The 16,398-nt window shown below is 55.5% G+C and carries 17 protein-coding genes; 9 read left to right on the forward strand and 8 right to left on the reverse strand.

Features of this window, described 5'->3' with window-relative positions; all coding sequences use genetic code 11:
- Positions 1-5: 5 nt before the first annotated feature.
- Positions 6-776 (reverse strand): cytochrome-c oxidase, cbb3-type subunit II, encoded by a 771-nt coding sequence (gene ccoO / locus B2344_RS13830; RefSeq protein ID WP_034813539.1) that lies wholly within the window; start codon positions 774-776, stop codon positions 6-8.
- A 10-nt stretch (positions 777-786) separates the two neighbouring features.
- A complete protein-coding gene (gene ccoN / locus B2344_RS13835; protein WP_339635980.1) occupies positions 787-2,469 on the reverse strand; it encodes a cytochrome-c oxidase, cbb3-type subunit I in 1,683 nt (560 codons plus the stop codon).
- 151 nt (positions 2,470-2,620) lie between these two features.
- Here ccoN and B2344_RS13840 point away from each other — a divergent pair, with 151 nt between their 5' ends.
- The 4 genes from B2344_RS13840 to B2344_RS13855 all read left to right on the forward strand — a co-directional run bounded on the left by B2344_RS13840 (position 2,621) and on the right by B2344_RS13855 (position 5,176).
- Positions 2,621-2,887 (forward strand): hypothetical protein, encoded by a 267-nt coding sequence (locus B2344_RS13840; protein WP_290483419.1) that lies wholly within the window; start codon positions 2,621-2,623, stop codon positions 2,885-2,887.
- Between the two features lie 30 nt (positions 2,888-2,917).
- The gene (locus tag B2344_RS13845; RefSeq protein WP_290479308.1) at positions 2,918-4,081 is read left to right on the forward strand and encodes a PAS domain-containing sensor histidine kinase; all 1,164 of its coding nucleotides are present in this window, start codon (positions 2,918-2,920) and stop codon (positions 4,079-4,081) included.
- Positions 4,082-4,088: 7 nt separating this feature from the next.
- A complete protein-coding gene (locus tag B2344_RS13850; protein WP_034813546.1) occupies positions 4,089-4,709 on the forward strand; it encodes a response regulator transcription factor in 621 nt (206 codons plus the stop codon).
- A gap of 74 nt (positions 4,710-4,783) precedes the next feature.
- Positions 4,784-5,176, forward strand: coding sequence for a response regulator (locus B2344_RS13855; RefSeq protein ID WP_206992946.1), 393 nt, complete (start codon positions 4,784-4,786; stop codon positions 5,174-5,176).
- 23 nt (positions 5,177-5,199) lie between these two features.
- Here the strand turns inward: B2344_RS13855 and B2344_RS13860 are convergent, their stop codons facing one another.
- From B2344_RS13860 to B2344_RS13875, 4 genes are read right to left on the reverse strand one after another with little or no spacing between them, the layout of a single operon-like run.
- Complete coding sequence (locus B2344_RS13860) at positions 5,200-5,526, reverse strand: ArsR/SmtB family transcription factor (protein WP_290485419.1); 327 nt, start codon at positions 5,524-5,526, stop codon at positions 5,200-5,202.
- A complete protein-coding gene (locus B2344_RS13865) occupies positions 5,523-8,774 on the reverse strand; it encodes an efflux RND transporter permease subunit (RefSeq protein WP_290485420.1) in 3,252 nt (1,083 codons plus the stop codon). The genes B2344_RS13860 and B2344_RS13865 overlap by 4 nt, the downstream gene beginning before the upstream one ends.
- Entirely contained in the window at positions 8,771-9,760 is a 990-nt protein-coding gene (locus B2344_RS13870) for an efflux RND transporter periplasmic adaptor subunit (RefSeq protein WP_290485421.1), read from the reverse strand. The genes B2344_RS13865 and B2344_RS13870 overlap by 4 nt, the downstream gene beginning before the upstream one ends.
- A 1-nt stretch (position 9,761) precedes the next feature.
- Positions 9,762-10,121 carry a rhodanese-like domain-containing protein gene (locus B2344_RS13875; protein ID WP_206992943.1) on the reverse strand — a complete coding sequence of 120 codons (360 nt, stop codon included), beginning with the start codon at positions 10,119-10,121 and terminating at the stop codon, positions 9,762-9,764.
- 143 nt (positions 10,122-10,264) lie between these two features.
- Between B2344_RS13875 and B2344_RS13880 the strand changes: the two genes are divergently transcribed.
- From B2344_RS13880 to B2344_RS13890, 3 genes are all read left to right on the forward strand, one after another.
- Positions 10,265-11,542: an NAD(P)/FAD-dependent oxidoreductase gene (locus B2344_RS13880; protein WP_290485422.1), complete on the forward strand. Its 1,278-nt coding sequence runs from the start codon at positions 10,265-10,267 to the stop codon at positions 11,540-11,542.
- A gap of 155 nt (positions 11,543-11,697) precedes the next feature.
- Entirely contained in the window at positions 11,698-11,994 is a 297-nt protein-coding gene (locus B2344_RS13885) for a thioredoxin family protein (protein ID WP_198019758.1), read from the forward strand.
- Between the two features lie 25 nt (positions 11,995-12,019).
- Entirely contained in the window at positions 12,020-12,223 is a 204-nt protein-coding gene (locus tag B2344_RS13890; RefSeq protein WP_034813564.1) for a YgaP family membrane protein, read from the forward strand.
- A gap of 73 nt (positions 12,224-12,296) precedes the next feature.
- On the opposite strand, the gene B2344_RS13895 is transcribed toward B2344_RS13890, so the two are convergent.
- Positions 12,297-12,935, reverse strand: a complete 639-nt coding sequence (locus tag B2344_RS13895; protein ID WP_290483414.1) for a TetR/AcrR family transcriptional regulator — start codon at positions 12,933-12,935, stop codon at positions 12,297-12,299.
- Between the two features lie 80 nt (positions 12,936-13,015).
- On the opposite strand from B2344_RS13895, the gene B2344_RS13900 reads away from it, so the two are divergent.
- Both B2344_RS13900 and B2344_RS13905 read left to right on the forward strand, forming a co-directional pair.
- Complete coding sequence (locus tag B2344_RS13900; protein WP_290483413.1) at positions 13,016-14,446, forward strand: D-arabinono-1,4-lactone oxidase; 1,431 nt, start codon at positions 13,016-13,018, stop codon at positions 14,444-14,446.
- 58 nt (positions 14,447-14,504) lie between these two features.
- Entirely contained in the window at positions 14,505-15,719 is a 1,215-nt protein-coding gene (locus B2344_RS13905; protein ID WP_290485423.1) for an alanine racemase, read from the forward strand.
- On the opposite strand, the gene B2344_RS13910 is transcribed toward B2344_RS13905, so the two are convergent.
- A complete protein-coding gene (locus tag B2344_RS13910; RefSeq protein ID WP_290479300.1) occupies positions 15,716-15,952 on the reverse strand; it encodes a hypothetical protein in 237 nt (78 codons plus the stop codon). The genes B2344_RS13905 and B2344_RS13910 overlap by 4 nt on opposite strands.
- Positions 15,953-16,398 lie beyond the last annotated feature (446 nt).

Below are 16,398 nucleotides of genomic sequence, written 5' to 3' on the forward strand. Positions count from 1 at the left end.
GCCTCCTAGCGCCGATTGCTGAGGTCATCAGCTTCATAGGTCGAGAAGTCGACGAGCGTGCCGGTCATTTGAAGATAGGCCACAATGGCATCCATCTCCGTGACGCGCCGAGGATCACCATCATAGTCGCGAAACTCAACGGAGCCCTCGCGCCCGGATGCGCCATCATATTGTTCAAGTAAGCCATCTAGATAATCATATCCTTTTTCGTCTGGATCGGCCTGAGCGTAGAGGTGCCCTTCCGCGTTCTCGATCATTTCATCTGTATAAGGCACGCCAAGCATGCGCTCGGTGCGAAGGCGATCCTCAATCCGGTCGAAGTTCAGCTTCTTCTCTGCAAGAAAGGCATAAGGCGGCATGACACTTTCCGGTACCAGCGCACGCGGATCCTTGAGGTGGTCCACTTGCCATTCAGCAGAATACTTTCCACCAACACGGGCCAAATCGGGACCAGTCCGCTTGGACCCCCACTGGAAAGGATGGTCGTACATACTTTCTGCCGCGAGTGAGTAGTGGCCATAGCGTTCCACTTCATCCCGCAAAGGGCGCACCATCTGGCTGTGGCAAACATAGCAGCCTTCTCGGACGTAGATGTCCCGGCCCATCAGTTCGAGCGGGGTGTAGGGACGCATTCCGTCCACTTTCTCGATCGTGTTGTCCATATAGGCAAGCGGTGCCATCTGGATCAGTCCGCCGATGGAGACCACAACCAAGATACCTATGGTGAGCAGAAGCGAGTGACGCTCCAGCAATCCATGTTTGTTCAGAATACTCATGGATTCGCTCCTATTCAGCCGGAACCAGCGTCGTGCGTGGTTCGGGAGTTGCGTATGGGTCGGGCTTGGCCTCGACCGGCTCGGCAGCGCCATGGCCAAGTGCGGTACGCACAAGGTTGTAGGCCATGATCAAGGCACCGCTGAAGTAAAGGCTGCCGCCCAGCGCACGGATCATGTAGCTGATGTGCTTGGCTTCGACGGTTTCCACGAAGCTGTATTCGAGGAAGCCATACTCGTTATAGGCACGCCACATCAGGCCTTCCATGATTCCGGCAAACCACATGGAGATCATGTAGAACAGGATGCCGATCGTGGAGATCCAGAAGTGCCATTCGACAAGAGACTTCGAGAACAGAGCCTTCTTCTTGTAGAGCCACGGCACGAGGCAATAGAGCGCCCCGAAGCTGATATACCCAACCCAGCCGAGCGCCCCGGAGTGAACATGCCCGATTCCCCATTCCGTATAGTGACTGAGTGAGTTGACGGCACGCACTGACATAAGCGGACCTTCGAACGTCGCCATGCCGTAGAACGCCAACGACACGACCATCATGCGAACCACTGGATCCGTGCGCAGCTTGTCCCAGGCACCAGACAGGGTCATGACGCCGTTGATCATGCCGCCCCAGCTGGGCATCCAGAGCATGATCGAGAAGGTCATCCCAAGCGTTTGCGCCCATTGGGGCAGCGCCGTGTAATGGAGGTGATGCGGCCCCGCCCAGATATAGATGAAGATAAGGCTCCAGAAGTGAACAATGGACAGCCGGTAGGAATAGACTGGTCGATTAACTCGCTTCGGAATGAAATAATACATGATGGCGAGGAAGCCTGTGGTCAGGAAAAAGCCGACCGCATTGTGACCGTACCACCATTGCGTCATCGCATCCTGAACACCCGAAAATACCTGCACTGACTTTGTGCCCGTCAATGACACAGGAATGGACAAGTTGTTTACGATGTGAAGCATCGCGATGGTCACGATAAAGGAAAGGTAGAACCAGTTCGCTACATAGATATGCGGCTCTTTGCGCTTCCACAGCGTACCGAGGAACACGAGCAGGTAGGCAACCCACACAATCGTCAGCCACAGATCTACGTACCATTCAGGCTCTGCATACTCTTTCGACTGGGTCACCCCCATCAGGTAGCCAGTCGCCGCAAGCACAACGAATATCTGGTAGCCCCAAAAAACAAACCAGGGCCACATACCGCCCGCTATGCGCGTGCGGCAGGTGCGCTGGACGACATAAAAGCTTGTCGCTAGCAGCACGTTTCCACCAAAGGCGAAGATCACAGCGCTGGTATGCAACGGCCGCAATCGCCCAAAATTCGTCCATCCCAGTTCAGGGAAGTAGAAGATGTTCGGGAAGGTCAGTTGAAGCGCGATAATGACGCCAACCAATAGTCCCGCAATACCCCAGAACATGGACGCGAACACACCATATTTTACCAGCGTGTCTTCATAGCGCGACTCATCGAATGGATTGCGGTCGAGCAAATTGCCAGCCCACAAACCCGTGCCCACCAGAAACGCCGTGGCCAGCGCGATGAACGTCATCGCCTGAATGCCCATGGCGTGATCAATCGTGCGTCCTGCGATGATCAGGGCGAGCACCCCGAAGATCGCAACCAGCGCGGAGACACTTGCGATACTCCCCCCGCTGGCATTCGATGAATTGGTTCGTGATGTCATCATTCTGTTTAGCCCCTTCCGCAGAGCGTTGCGGTTGCGTCGTATGGGGCCTGATTACGGTGATCGCTTTGCGGCGCGTATAGGGGCTTTCCCGTATGGGACAGTTCGTCCGCCTCTCTTAAACGAGGGCGGAAATTGGAGGGTCTTGCCTGTGAAACGAATTCATTCTTATGCCATCGCCGCCGCGCTGGTGTTTGCGGGCATCACCAAGATGGTCTTGCAGGCTTCTGCGCAATCCACACTCATCCTGCCGACCTGTCTTGGAAAGTCTGTGACTATTCCGATTGAAAGCGCCGGCGCACAACTGATGCATTGCTGGGGATGCTACGCGCTTCTGCTCGGGCTGTTGGCTTTCGGTGCGCTCCTGTTGAACGACCTGCGGCATTCACGTCTCCGCACGAGGTCTGTTCTTTCCTAAATGCCCAGCCGCACCTACAGTGCTGGGATCATGCCGAATCCCCTGTCTGACCTCTGGCGCTTGGAGAATACCGACTTTCAGGATTCGGATTCGCTCCAGTCGATTCTGAGATCCATCCTGCTGTCGGTCCCAGATGCCATGATCGTGATTGATGACACGGGAATCATCATGGCGTTCAGCCGGGCGGCCGAAAACTTGTTCGGCTACAAGTCGGAAGATGTCGTTGGGACGAATATCAAATGCCTGATGACCCAATCTGACCAGACGCATCACGACCAATATATCCGCAACTACCTAACCACCGGAGAGCGCCAGATCATTGGTATCGGTCGGATCGTTGAAGCGCGCCTCGCAAATGGCGATTCCATACCGGTGGAATTGAAGATTGGCGAAGCCAGTATCGGCGGCCGCAAGCTGTTTACGGGGTTCATCCGTGATATCACCGAGAAACAGGCCAACATGCATCGTATCGGGGAGCTCCAGGCGGAACTCGGAAACTTCTCGCGGCTGAGCGCGGTCGGGACGATGGCCTCCGCCATGGCCCACGAACTCAATCAGCCGCTCACAGCCGTCGCAAACTATCTCGAAGCCGCACGTGACCTGCTGGATGAACCGAGCGAGAATGACCTAGCCATGGTTCAGGAAGCGGTGTCCGCCGCTGCAGAACAATCAATCCGGGCTGGCCAGATTGTTCGCCGGTTGCGCGATTACGTCTCACGCGGGGAACTCGATCTCAGGCCCGCTCCCCTGAAGGGTGTGATTGACGACGCTGCGGCCATCGCCAAGGTCGGCATCGAAGGCCCCCTCGCCCGAGTAATTCTTCGAATGGAAGATCCCGGGATCATTGTCATGGCGGACAGGCTCCAGTTGCGACAAGTGTTCGCCAATCTCATCAGGAATGCCATTGAGGCGCTTTCGGGAACAGAAACACCTCAGATCTGGATCTATACGCAGTCTTCCGGCGAGGAAGTGACGATCGAGGTCAAGGACAATGGCCCGGGGCTTTCAGAGGAGTTGCTCCATTCCCCATTCGATGCTTTTCAAACAACCAAAGCCAGTGGCATGGGGCTTGGCTTGTCGATTTGCCAAACCATAATCGAGGCGCATGGCAGCACGATTGCGGTTTCGTCCGAACCTGGCGCTGGAGCATCGTTTACGTTTACTTTAAGAGTAGCCACGAACGTGGCAGGGTGAGCATGCGATGACGAAGACCATTTTCCTCGTAGATGACGATGATGCCATCCGGCATTCCGCCAGCTTCATGCTGCGGCATGCCGGCTACACGGTGAAGACCTATCCGGATGGCGTGAGCTTCCTGGACGAATATGAGCCGAACGACTCCGCCTGCATACTTCTGGATGTTCGCATGCCGGTGATGGATGGCCTGACTGTACAGCAGGCCTTGTCCGAACGCGGCAACAAGATGCCCATCATTGTGCTCACAGGGCATGGAGATGTATCGGTCGCCGTTCAGGCCATGAAGAATGGCGCCATCGAATTCCTGGAAAAACCTTATGAGAAAAAGGCTCTGCTTGAAGCCATCGAAACCGGTTTCAGCCGCATTTCCGACGACGAGGCCCAACAAGGGCTCAAGAATGAGGCGGTTGCGAAACTAACCCGACTAACGACCCGAGAATCCGAAGTGCTCGATTGCCTGGTTGAGGGCATGACCAACAAGGCCATCGCCGACGAATTGTCGATCTCCCCCCGAACGGTGGAAATTCACCGTGCAAACCTGATGGAAAAACTTGAAGCCGACAGTTTGTCTGCAGCGCTGCGCGTTGCATTCATGGCGGAACGAGGCCGCAAAGAGGCGCGCTAAGTAGGTCTACTTAGAGACGTCATACTCCTGCGATCATAGATGTGTGACTCCGAAACTATCGAGACCACGCCTAAATGAATCAGTCCGTTTCACAGCCCGACCTGCTGAGGGTTGCACTTGTCGAGGATGATGAGGAGGTTCGCTACTCCCTCATGATGCTCCTGCGATCACGCGGGTTTGCCGTAGATTCCTATCGCAACGGCATGGAAATCCTGATGAACCAACCAAGTCTGCAAGTCGATTGCCTTTTGATCGATTACAAACTACCTCGGTTTGACGGTGTGGATCTTCTCGAGAAAATGAGGCTGGCTGGCGACACGACACCCGCAATCCTGATCACTGGCTTTTACTCCACAACGCTCAAGGAGCGCGCGCTCAAGGCTGGATATGCCGCTGTTGTCGAAAAGTCTTCCGCTCCTCAGGAAATCCTGGACCGATTGTCAGAGGCGACAAAGCAACTCCATTAGGTTCGTCTCGTCTTCTGCAGGAATCACTGGTCGTAGAATTTGCACAATGTCTCGATGACTGCCGTGCCAACACCTCCGGTCGAACGGTAGAATATCGCCTGACCGTCCCGTCGCGACGAAACCAGCCCCTCGGCCTTCAATTTCGACAAATGTTGCGACACGGCTGATAGCGATTGGTTCACTGCCTCGGCAATCTGGTTTACCGGCATTTCACCGTCAAACAACTCGCAGAGAATACGTAGACGGGTCTCATTGGCCATCGCCCGCAATGTCGCGCAAACTTCGGATACTTGATTCGACAGCGCATCAACTGAATCTGGACCGGGACGTGGATCGGCAGGCTCGCTCATGCCGTCTGACCTTCTGTGACAAGATCGTCATCGCCATCAGAAACCGCTGGCGCCACCCAATCTGGGCCCTTCAGCGCCACATAGATCGCCGGAATCACGAGCACCGTCAGAGCCGTTGAAGAGGCAAGCCCGAAAAGGAGCGAAATCGCGAGTCCCTGAAAGATCGGATCTGTCAGAATCACTGCCGCACCAATCATCGCCGCCAGCGCCGTCAACAGGATTGGCTTGAAGCGGATCGCGCCCGCATCCAGCAGAACTTCTTTCAATGGCTTGTCCGCAAATTGGCCATGCCGAACGAAATCGACCAGCAAGATCGAGTTTCGAACAATAATTCCGGCAAGGGCTATAAAGCCAATCATGGAGGTCGCAGTAAACGCCGCGCCGAACAGCCAATGCCCGATCATGATGCCGATCAGAGTGAGCGGCACAGGTGTCAGGATAACGAGGGGTGTCCGGAACGTGCCAAACTGGGCGACCACCAAAATGTATATGGCGACCAGAGCCACCCCAAACGCCACACCCATGTCACGGAAAGTGACATAGGTGATTTCCCACTCGCCGTCCCAAAGCAGGGAGGGCTTTGATTCATCAGATGGCTGACCATAGAGACGGATAGCAGGCTGCTCCAGCCCCGCACTTTTCCAATCATACGATTCCACCTGATCCTGAATTTCCAACATCCCATAGATCGGCGCTTCGAACCGGCCAGCAAGCTCGCCCATGACCATGTCAGCGAAGTAGCCATCTCTCCGGAAAATCGTCGATGACCCCGCTTCCATCCGGGCGTCCACGAGCGTGCCCAGTTCGACAGCTTGCGCGCCCGACTGTATGGGAACTGGCAAACTGGCCGTGCGCTCGGACCAGACCTGCGCAGATTTCGGTAGGCGGATCGATACGGAGAGTGGGTCACGTCCATCGCCGCGGGGTGCCACGCCAACGATCTGGCCTGAATAGATCAACGCCAGCGAATCCAGTATATCCTGCTCAGCGACGCCCTGATCAGCCGCAATCGTCTCATTCACGGAAAGGACGAGACGCGGTTGCGGTCCTCCGAAGGAATTGTCCACATCGACAATGTACTCCGTGTCCCGGAACAATTGCTCAATCACATCGGCCGTCTTGCGCCGCGTTTCGGCATCCGGGCCGTATATCTCGGCCAGCAGTGTCGAAAGGACTGGCGGACCGGGCGGCACTTCCACCACTTTCACACTCGCCCCTTCGGGCAATGGCACGACATGCAACTGGTCCCGCAAAGCAAGAGCGATGTCATGGCTGGACCGGTCTCGATGACTCTTTTCCAGAAGATTGACCTGCAAATCCCCTAGTTCCGGTGCGGCACGCAGGAAGTAGTGACGCACCAAACCATTGAAATTGAACGGCGCTGCTGTGCCAGCATAAGCCTGAACGGATTCAACTTCCTCTACATCGTACATCGTCGCGGCGAGGGCAAACAGGGTGCGTTCGGTCTCTTCCAATGTCGTGCCTTCCGGCATGTCCAGCACGATCTGAATTTCCGATTTGTTGTCAAAGGGCAGCAGCTTGACGGTAACAGCCTTGGTGGCAAATAAAGTAAGCGATGCGAGCGTCGCAACGCCGACAAGCCCCAAGAATATCCAGGCATTTTTCCGGCTCGCGACAATCGGTCCCGCAACAGATCGGTAGAAGCGACCCAAACGGGTCTCCTCATGCTCTGAGTGCCCACTGACAGGCGCCTTCCCGGCAATCTTCATCAGCAACCAAGGCGCGATTCCCACCGCGACGAAGAAAGAGAACAGCATGGCGGCCGATGCGTTTGCGGGAATAGGCGCCATGTAAGGGCCCATGAGCCCCGAGACGAACATCATGGGCAAGAGGGCCGCAATAACGGTCAGTGTGGCAACAATGGTAGGATTTCCTACTTCCGATACCGCATCGATGGCGGCCTGAGCACGTGGGCGACCGTCCTTCATCGCCCAATGCCGGGAGATATTTTCGATCATGACGATCGCATCATCAACCAGAATGCCGATCGAGAAGATCAGCGCAAACAGGCTGACTCGATTGATCGTGTATCCCATCATCAGTGCCGCAAACAAGGTCAGCAGGATTGTGGTCGGGATGACAATGAGTGTCACCAAGGCTTCACGCCAACCAATGGAAAACGCGATCAGCACCACAATCGAAACGGTCGCCAGCCCCAGATGGAAGAGCAACTCATTCGCCTTGTGGTTTGCCGTTTCGCCATAATTGCGGGTCACAGCGATATGGACCCCTTCCGGTATCATTTCACGTTTCAATAGTTCAAGACGCTCGAGGATCTGATCCGCAACCACCACCGCGTTGGCGCCTGGCCGTTTCGCCAGGGAAAGCGTAACGGCAGGAAGTGATTCGAATTCCGCACGCTCAGCATTCCGCTCCAGCGTCCAGGCTCGTGCCTCTGTCTCGATGCCGGCCACACGGACCCGCGCGACGTCGGAAAGATAAACCATGCGACCATCAGGAGCTTGAATTTCCAGCCGTTCGAGATCGCCCACAGCGGCGATCCGGTCGCCAGCCTGAATGATGATTGAGTCGCCAGAGCCGCGAGCCGTGCCAATGGGACGCGCCTGAACGGCCTGCGCCGTCACATCGACCAACGCCTGAAGAGAGACGCCATAAGAAGACAGCGCCTCGATGTCGGGTTCAACGCGAAGCTCGAGACTACGTCCCCCAATAACGTTAGTCAGGCCGACATCCTCCACCTTCAGGAGTTCTTTCAGAACCTCATCGGCGAGCATGCGCAGGCTGGTATCGTTCCAGACATTTCCGGTCCACGTTTCCGGGGACAGCGTCAATGTAACGATGGGAACATCGTCAATGCCGCGCCCGACAACTTGCGGCATCTGAACTTCAGGTGGGATGCGGTCGATATTGGCGCGAATCTTTTCGTGAATTCTCAGAATTGCGTCATCGGCATCAGTACCGACCATGAACCGCGCCGTGACGATAGCGCCGTCATCGCGGCTCTGACTGTAGACATGTTCGACGTCGGGAATCGCCTTGATGATTTCTTCCAGCGGCTCAGTGACCTGCTCGACCGTATCAGCCGCTCGCAGCCCGGGCGACTGGACCAGAATGTCCACCATCGGCACTGATATCTGCGGCTCTTCCTCGCGCGGTATAGTCAACAGGGCGATCAGACCAACAGCCAGCGCTGCCAGAAGGACCAGAGGCGTTAGCGGTGAACGGATCGTGGCTCGGGTGATGGAGCCGGAAACATCGGCCTTCATGAGTTCTCCGCTCCCGGCAATGTGACCACATCGCCCGGTCTCAGTCCGGAGAGCACCTCAAAGACCCCATTGGAAACCAATGGCTCCGCCAGCACGACGGGGGCTTCAACGAAGCGATCACCCACCTTTACGCGCACAAAGTCTACTCCATAGCGCGTGGTGACGTATTCCTGTGGCAGAATGATCGCGCGGCGATCACCCACCGGGGCGAGCACATCGGCCCGTTCGCCCACCAGCGCATTCAATCCGCCATCCACAACTGCGTCCGCGACCACTGCACCGTCTCGCAGCGCTGGATAAATCTTCTCAATGCGTGCTGTGCGCACGTCATTGTCGCGCGCGGGCAGGCGTAACGAAACTTCTCCGCCTTCAGCCAGAAAGTTCAAATGCCGCTCCGGCAAGGACAATCGCATCAGCCCGTCGAGCGTCGCGAGGTTGGCAACGACCTGCCCCGGAGATACCACGCTGCCTTCAACCACGAGTACATCTGTCACTCGTGAGTCAACTGGCGCGTGGACATACCCTTCCGCCCGACGGGCGATCAGACTGCGGCGTTCTTCTTCTGCGGAGGCTCGATTGGCCTTCACAACATCCAGAGCGGCCTTTTCCTGCTCGAACCGGGCTTTCGGATAAAATCCATCTGCTAACAGTTTGCTCGCGCGGGCGAGGTCTTCTTCCTGCTGTGTCATTTGCGCCGTCAATCCATCGACGCGAGATTGGAGTGCATTGATTTGCGGCGCTATCGTGTCGTCAGCCACGAAGGCGAGCACCTCACCAGCCTTGACCGTTTGGCCCTCATCGATGCTCAACTGTGTGATGACACCCTGAAGGCGAGACCGCGCCATAGCTGTATCACTCGCCTCAATACGCCCCACAACCGGACGAAAATCCGTGATGATGGACTCCTGAATGGTCAGTGTCTGCGCGGTGGCAGTCATGCCCAGCGCCAAGCCAACAATGAGACCACCGATATGTCGGGCGATCATCTCAATAGTCTCCCTTGTCAACGATCGCACCCGTCGACGGGTCCAGCCGAATGCAGGGCTGCCCTGCCGACGTCCAGGCCGCGATGCCTCCCGCCAGATGAGCCGCGTCTGCGCCTGTTTCCTTCATGAAAGTGTTGAGCGCCATTCTGGACCGTTTGCCAGATCCACACTGAAACACGATCCGCCTGCTTCCATCCGCAGGAATCGCTTTGGGTTCAAACGTGGATAAGGGGTGCAGCAATGCGCCATGAATGCGTTGGTTTGCGAATTCTGCAGGCTCGCGGACGTCGACCAATACGATCTTGCCAGCCTTGAGGTCTGTAAAGACACTTTGCGGTGTCAGGTCATATTTATCAGCCATGATTTTTTCCTCTGCCAAGCCACCGGTCGCATTCGCGCAGTCGGTCTTTGATTTAGCTCAATGCCATCGTGACCTATATAGGTAATATTGCGTATTTGCGAAAGTGCTAATATACAACATGTTTCCGGCAAGGAGGATTGGTTATGGCGAACATTGTAATTCTCGGCGCGGGCCTAGGCGGATTGATCGCCGCCTACGAAATCAAAAAGACCCTCGGGCGGGACCATCAGGTTTCGATCATCAGCGAAACGGACTACTACCAGTTCCAACCTTCCAATCCCTGGGTGATGGTAGGGTGGCGGGATCGCAAGGACATCACGGTCGACTTGGCAAAACCCCTCCGCAAGCGAAACGTCAACTTGATTGTCGGCAGGGCAGAAAAAGTTGATCCCGCGCACAAATGCGTGCGTATGCCGGATGGGTCGCAGGTAGAATACGACTATCTGGTCATAGCCACGGGCCCCGAACTCGCCTTCGATGATGTCGAAGGCCTGGGCCCGAACGGCCACACTCAATCGGTCTGCCACATCGACCATGCCGAAGCAGGAGCCTCGGCCTTTGAGACCTTTTGCAAGAATCCGGGCCCAATCGTGATTGGAGCGGCACAAGGGGCTTCCTGTTTCGGGCCAGCCTATGAAACCGCGATGATCATTGAGACCGAACTGCGCAAACGCAAGATGCGCGATCAGGTGCCGATCACCTTTATTACCCCCGAACCCTATATCGGTCACCTCGGCCTCGATGGTGTGGGCGATACCAAAGGTCTGCTCGAAAGCGAGATGCGCAATCGCCATATCAAATGGATAACCAACGCCAGAGTTCTTGGCGCCGAAGCCGACATGGTACGTGTTGAGGAGTTGAACGAAGATGGCTCTGTCAAGCAAACGCATGAACTGCCGACCCGGTACACTATGCTCATGCCACCTTTCAGGGGGGTCGAAGCCGTGCGTGATGTCGAGGGCTTGGTGAACCCCAAGGGTTTCGTGATTACGGACGACTTCCAGCGTAATCCAGAATGGCCGGATATCTTTGGTATCGGCGTCTGCATCGCGATTCCGCCCATGGGGAAAACGCCCGTGCCAGTTGGCGTACCCAAAACAGGCTTCATGATCGAATCCATGGTGGAAGCAACCGCCCGCAACATCGCGCAGCTTATCGAAGGAACCCAGCCAACACACAAGGCGAGCTGGAATGCGATCTGTCTCGCTGACTTCGGCGATGGCGGCGTGGCGTTCGTTGCGCAGCCCCAGATCCCCCCTCGCAATGTTAACTGGTCGGCTTCCGGGGGATGGGTACACTTGGCCAAGGCGGGATTCGAAAAGTATTTCCTACACAAGCTGCGTACAGGCCAGTCTGAAACCTTCTATGAAAATGCAGCGTTGGGTCTGCTGAAGACTCATAAATTGAAAGACCATTCCTGATGCCTGATCACCAGCATATTGTTTGCACCAAATGTGGCGCCGTAAATCGTGCGCCCATAGGGAGTAGCTTGGCGAGAGGCCATTGTGGATCGTGCAAGGGTGACCTTGCGAGCGATGCTCCCGTCGAGATCAACACGAAGATTCTCAACCGACTCATGTCCCGTGACGAAGGCAGTTTTCTCCTGGATGTATGGGCCCCTTGGTGTGGACCGTGTCGGATGATGGCGCCTTCATTTGCTGAGGCCGCAAAGCACTTTGATGGCAATCTTCGCTTCTTCAAACTCAACACGGAAGCCCATCCGGAAGGTGGAGCCGCATTGAATGTTCGCGGCATTCCTGCCCTCCTGTTGTTCCAGGACGGCAGCGTGATTGATCAGCGGTCTGGTGTAATGACTGCGCCCACAATCATCCAGTGGGTGAATAGCCTGAATATTCTGAAAACCAGCGCCTGACAGTATCTGACGAAAGGAAACAGATATGAATCTTGATCGTGCCGTACTCGCCTTTGCCGGATTGGTCGTTCTGATCAGCCTCGCATTGGGATACTGGGTATCCCCCTATTGGTTCCTGCTGACTGCTTTTGCGGGGCTTAACATGTTTCAGGCCGCCTTTACCGGTTTTTGTCCGGCCGCACTGGTCTTCAAGGCTATCGGCATACGGAGCGGCAACGCCTTCAAATAACGTCTGACAGATTTGAGTTCGATCTTGGGTCAACAGCACATCACAAGGGCGACGTCCGCCGCCAGCTATCGCACTAAGCTTGATGGCTCATCGCTTGTCGCAAACTGAAGGCCAACATGGAAGCCGTCTGCCGAAGGATCTCGCCTTCATCAATCGACCGTTCATCAAACACCATCTCGACCACCGCATACCCGATCTCAACACTCAGCCTCGCTGATGGCAGGATACGTCCATGATCAAGATCAGGTCGTGTTTCGACTATCCGTTCCGCCAACAATCGCGCAACATGTCGGTGAGACTCAACCCTGACACCCGCCAATACAGGCGTGGCATGCATGGACCGCATAATCCACGCGCCTGCTTTGGTCTGTCGAGTTACCCGTATTGTCTCGAAGAGTAGCGTTTCGATTTCGGCCTCAAGATTGCTCAAGTCACCTGCGTCGAGACTCCAATTCTCCATCAAAATATTCTGCTGAGCCATCAGTCGCTCGCCCAGTTCTTTCAGGACCGAATATTTGTTCGGGAAGTAGCGGTACAATGCCGGCGGCGTGAGTTCAGCTCGTCTACAGATCATGTTTGTCGAGAGCTTCTCGAACCCGACCTCCTCAATCAAGTCAGCCGCGGCGATCAAAATCTGCTCAAACGTGTCTCGACTTCGCTGCTGGTTAGGCGCGGATCGTCTTGTGGTGTTGGGTTCGATTTTCGTTGTCATCACTCAAACGTACTTCATTGACAGTTCAAGGGCGGCTGCCTATCGATAGTCATCGCTACCATTTTGGGGAGGTTGGCGCAATGGGAGTATCCAGACGGAGAGTGGTTCAAGCTGGCCTTGGACTCACGGCAGTATCTGCCGTTCCAATAGTTCAACACGTAGCGTGGGGCACGAGAGACTATGTCCGCGAAGACTACGCTCCAGATCATCCTGAGCCACCTATTGGCGAAGAGAGTTGGAGAAACTGGTCAGGCGCGCAAACTGCCACGCCCAAACAGTTTCGGTCTCCAGCGTCAGCTGCCGAACTTTCGGAAATCATCCGAACTACGCCAGGACGCATCCGCCCAAGAGGCAGCGGCCATTCTTTTTCGGGGCTCGTACCCAGTGAAGGAGTTATTCTGGATGTTGGGCAGCTCGCCGGCTTGAAAGCCTATGACCCTGTAACTCAGCGCGCGACCTTTGGCGCTGGAACCGTTCTGTTCCAGGCAGCATCCCAATTGAATGAGATTGATCGGGCCTTTCCAAACCTTCCCGACATCGTCGACCAAACACTCGCGGGATCCTTCTCGACCGCCACCCACGGCACAGGCCAAACCCTGACCGCACTTCATGACTACATCCACTCCTTCAAACTGGTAACTGCCGACGGCAGTCTGTTGAACGTCACGGCCGATTCCAACCCCGATCTGTTTTCTGCGGGCAAAGTCTCTCTCGGTGCGCTGGGCGTGATCAGCGAGTACACGGTTGAGACCATCCCCTCCTTCAATCTGAGGCGTATCGTCAGTGCAGAGCCCATAGATGCCGTACTCGATGACGCTTTTTCCCGTGCCAGCTCATATCGAAATTTCGAATTTTATTATCTTCCAGGTACGGGACTCGCTGCCAGTATCACTCACGATCTGCATCACGGAGAGACGACCGGCCTGGAACCTTCCAACGATGACGATGAAATGTTGGAGGGCCTTAAACAGCTACGGAATGAATTCGGGTGGTGGCCCTGGCTCCGAAAACGCATTGCGCAATCTGCTCTTCCCAGCGGCACGATTGAAGATGTCAGTGATGCCTCCCTCCAGCTCCTGGCCACGACCCGCCCGATAAAGTTCAACGAAATGGAGTATCACCTCCCTTGGGACGATGGTCTCAAGGCCTTGAGGCAGATCATCAAAATGATGGATCAGCGAAAGCACGTCTTCTTTCCCATGGAGGTCCGGTTTACCGCTCCCGACGATGCCTGGCTTAGCCCGTTCCTTGGTGGCCCCCGAATATCCATCGCGATCCATGCGGCAGTCGACGAAGCCTATGATTATTTCTTCAGCGAGTTCGAACCAGTTTTCAAAATGTATGGCGGCCGCCCCCATTGGGGCAAACACCACAGCCTGCAACGCAAAGATTTGGAAGCTCTCTATCCGGACTTTACCAAGTTCGCAGACTTGCGCCGTTCGCTCGATCCGACTGGAAAATTCCTGAACCCCCATCTCGCCGATGTGTTTGGAGTTCCCTTCAATGCCTGAACTTAGCAGAAGGACACTCTTGATCGGAGGAACAGCTTTAGCAGGAGTAGCAACTCTCATGTCGAAACCCAGTGACAAGAGCGGACCAAGAGATCCTTATTTCTTGCAAATGCAAAAAGCTCTCACCGATGCAGGGATCGCAACACCGACCCTGGTGATCGATCGCGCACGGCTCAACGCCAATATTGATACGCTGAAACACCACCTGCCGCAGGGCATGGGATATCGTATTGTCGCCAAGTCCCTGCCATCGCTTCGATTGATTGACCATATTTGCAAGCGAACCGACACGGATCGGTTGATGACATTCAATTTACCCATGCTGCTGGCACTGAGCACGGAAATGCCCGAAGCCAGCCAGTTGCTTGGCAAGCCCCTGCCCGTTCAGGCTGCGCGCCAATATTTTCACAAACTACCGCCCGGGCGTTCTGATGCGGCAGGCCGCGTCCAATGGCTCATAGATACTCCGAAGCGACTTGAGCAGTACCAGGATCTCGCAAAGGATGTTGGTCGCACCCTGAATATTAATCTGGAACTGGATGTGGGACTCCACAGGGGCGGCTTCGAACCAGGTTCGGAGTTGGGGGCCGTGTTGCACGAAATAGAACTGGATCCGAGTTTGGAATTTGCGGGTTTCATGGGTTACGAACCGCATATTCCCAGCCTGCCCACAAGCTTGGGCTGGCGCGACAAGGCGCTCGCAGGAGCTTGGCGTTCATACAGGGCGGCGCTTGATCAAGCCGCTGAGGTGTTTGGCAAGGAAGCCATAGAGCATATCACCCGAAACGCAGCAGGCAGTCCGACCTATCGCTACTACGAGGACACTTCGATTGCGAATGAAGTCTCTGCAGGGTCGTGCCTGATGAAGCCAACGCATTTTGACACTGAATTGTTGGAGCCCCATACGCCCGCGAGCTTCATTGCAACACCGGTCATCAAATCTGTCGCCAGAACACGAATGCCCGGCCTCGAGTTCGCCGACAACACCAAACGGGCGTGGGATCCGAACTACAGCAAGACCATATTCATTTATGGAGGCCACTGGCTCGCCGACCCGGTTGATCCGCCCGGCCTGGAATACAATTCGACGTTCGGACGCTCCTCCAACCAGGAAATGCTGAATGGTGGGCCGGAGCTGCAAATCGCGCCAGACGAGTTCGTATTTCTTCGTCCGCACCAGAGCGAAGCAGTCTTCCTGCAATTCGGGGATATCGCCGTTTACGAAGACGGAGAAATTGTGGACTCCTGGCCCGTCTTTGAGGCTTCAGCTTAGACTGTTTCATCAGTATCTTCCGCCTGGAGCGCGAGACTGCTCCACAACGCCTCGTCCGCTTCGGCCAGACCGTTGCGGGGTATCATGGCAACTTCCAGAGATCGGGTACGCAGGGCGACCTGGATCACGCCGCGTCTGTCGAGATCTTTGAAGCGGGTCGGGACACGCCGGACATAGTGACACCAACCGCTGCGATCCTTCAGAAATCTTGATCCAAGTGAGAAATGCTTCATCGCCGTTTGTTGTGCAACGAGTTTGCATTTTGTGGGGCAAATTGTAGTGCACGATCAGCGAAAAGGCCTGGAGCGCCTGAGCTTTCCCAAGTATTTTCAATGATTTCAAAGGAGGTGTCAGGCGTCACCCTGAAAGAAATGGCGCGAGTGACGTGCCACGATCCATATTATTTATCCAATATATTCAAACACATACGTGCATGAAAGTCAATTTTTGGTCCTCAGTTCGGTCGGATTTTGGTCCACAGTTTTGCGGACCTCACTAGTTCGACGCGCGGTTAGGCGTCGAACTAGCTGATAGCATAGAATTCCAAGATTAGGAGCCCAAACCAAAAGCCTTGCCTATTTCATAGTCTCAGATCAACCAGTTCTGTGTTTAGGTGGTGTCTCAGTTTGAATCTTCCGCTGCAGCTTGCGGCCGGAAAAGGGTCACGTCCCGGGTCGTG

Origin of the sequence: Hyphomonas sp. UBA3195 (assembly GCF_002366485.1) — a bacterium.
Classification (GTDB): domain Bacteria; phylum Pseudomonadota; class Alphaproteobacteria; order Caulobacterales; family Hyphomonadaceae; genus Hyphomonas.

Coding starts and splice junctions, on each gene's coding strand:
- B2344_RS13865 (WP_290485420.1), bottom strand. CDS start 8,774: ATGAAGGCCGATGTTTCCGGCTCCATCACCCGAGCCACGATCCGTTCA.
- B2344_RS13845 (WP_290479308.1), top strand. CDS start 2,918: ATGCCGAATCCCCTGTCTGACCTCTGGCGCTTGGAGAATACCGACTTT.
- B2344_RS13870 (WP_290485421.1), bottom strand. CDS start 9,760: ATGATCGCCCGACATATCGGTGGTCTCATTGTTGGCTTGGCGCTGGGC.
- B2344_RS13910 (WP_290479300.1), bottom strand. CDS start 15,952: ATGAAGCATTTCTCACTTGGATCAAGATTTCTGAAGGATCGCAGCGGT.
- B2344_RS13900 (WP_290483413.1), top strand. CDS start 13,016: ATGGGAGTATCCAGACGGAGAGTGGTTCAAGCTGGCCTTGGACTCACG.
- B2344_RS13875 (WP_206992943.1), bottom strand. CDS start 10,121: ATGGCTGATAAATATGACCTGACACCGCAAAGTGTCTTTACAGACCTC.
- B2344_RS13895 (WP_290483414.1), bottom strand. CDS start 12,935: ATGACAACGAAAATCGAACCCAACACCACAAGACGATCCGCGCCTAAC.
- ccoN (WP_339635980.1), bottom strand. CDS start 2,469: ATGACATCACGAACCAATTCATCGAATGCCAGCGGGGGGAGTATCGCA.
- ccoO (WP_034813539.1), bottom strand. CDS start 776: ATGAGTATTCTGAACAAACATGGATTGCTGGAGCGTCACTCGCTTCTG.
- B2344_RS13905 (WP_290485423.1), top strand. CDS start 14,505: ATGTCGAAACCCAGTGACAAGAGCGGACCAAGAGATCCTTATTTCTTG.
- B2344_RS13880 (WP_290485422.1), top strand. CDS start 10,265: ATGGCGAACATTGTAATTCTCGGCGCGGGCCTAGGCGGATTGATCGCC.
- B2344_RS13860 (WP_290485419.1), bottom strand. CDS start 5,526: ATGAGCGAGCCTGCCGATCCACGTCCCGGTCCAGATTCAGTTGATGCG.
- B2344_RS13890 (WP_034813564.1), top strand. CDS start 12,020: ATGAATCTTGATCGTGCCGTACTCGCCTTTGCCGGATTGGTCGTTCTG.
- B2344_RS13855 (WP_206992946.1), top strand. CDS start 4,784: ATGAATCAGTCCGTTTCACAGCCCGACCTGCTGAGGGTTGCACTTGTC.
- B2344_RS13885 (WP_198019758.1), top strand. CDS start 11,698: ATGTCCCGTGACGAAGGCAGTTTTCTCCTGGATGTATGGGCCCCTTGG.
- B2344_RS13850 (WP_034813546.1), top strand. CDS start 4,089: ATGACGAAGACCATTTTCCTCGTAGATGACGATGATGCCATCCGGCAT.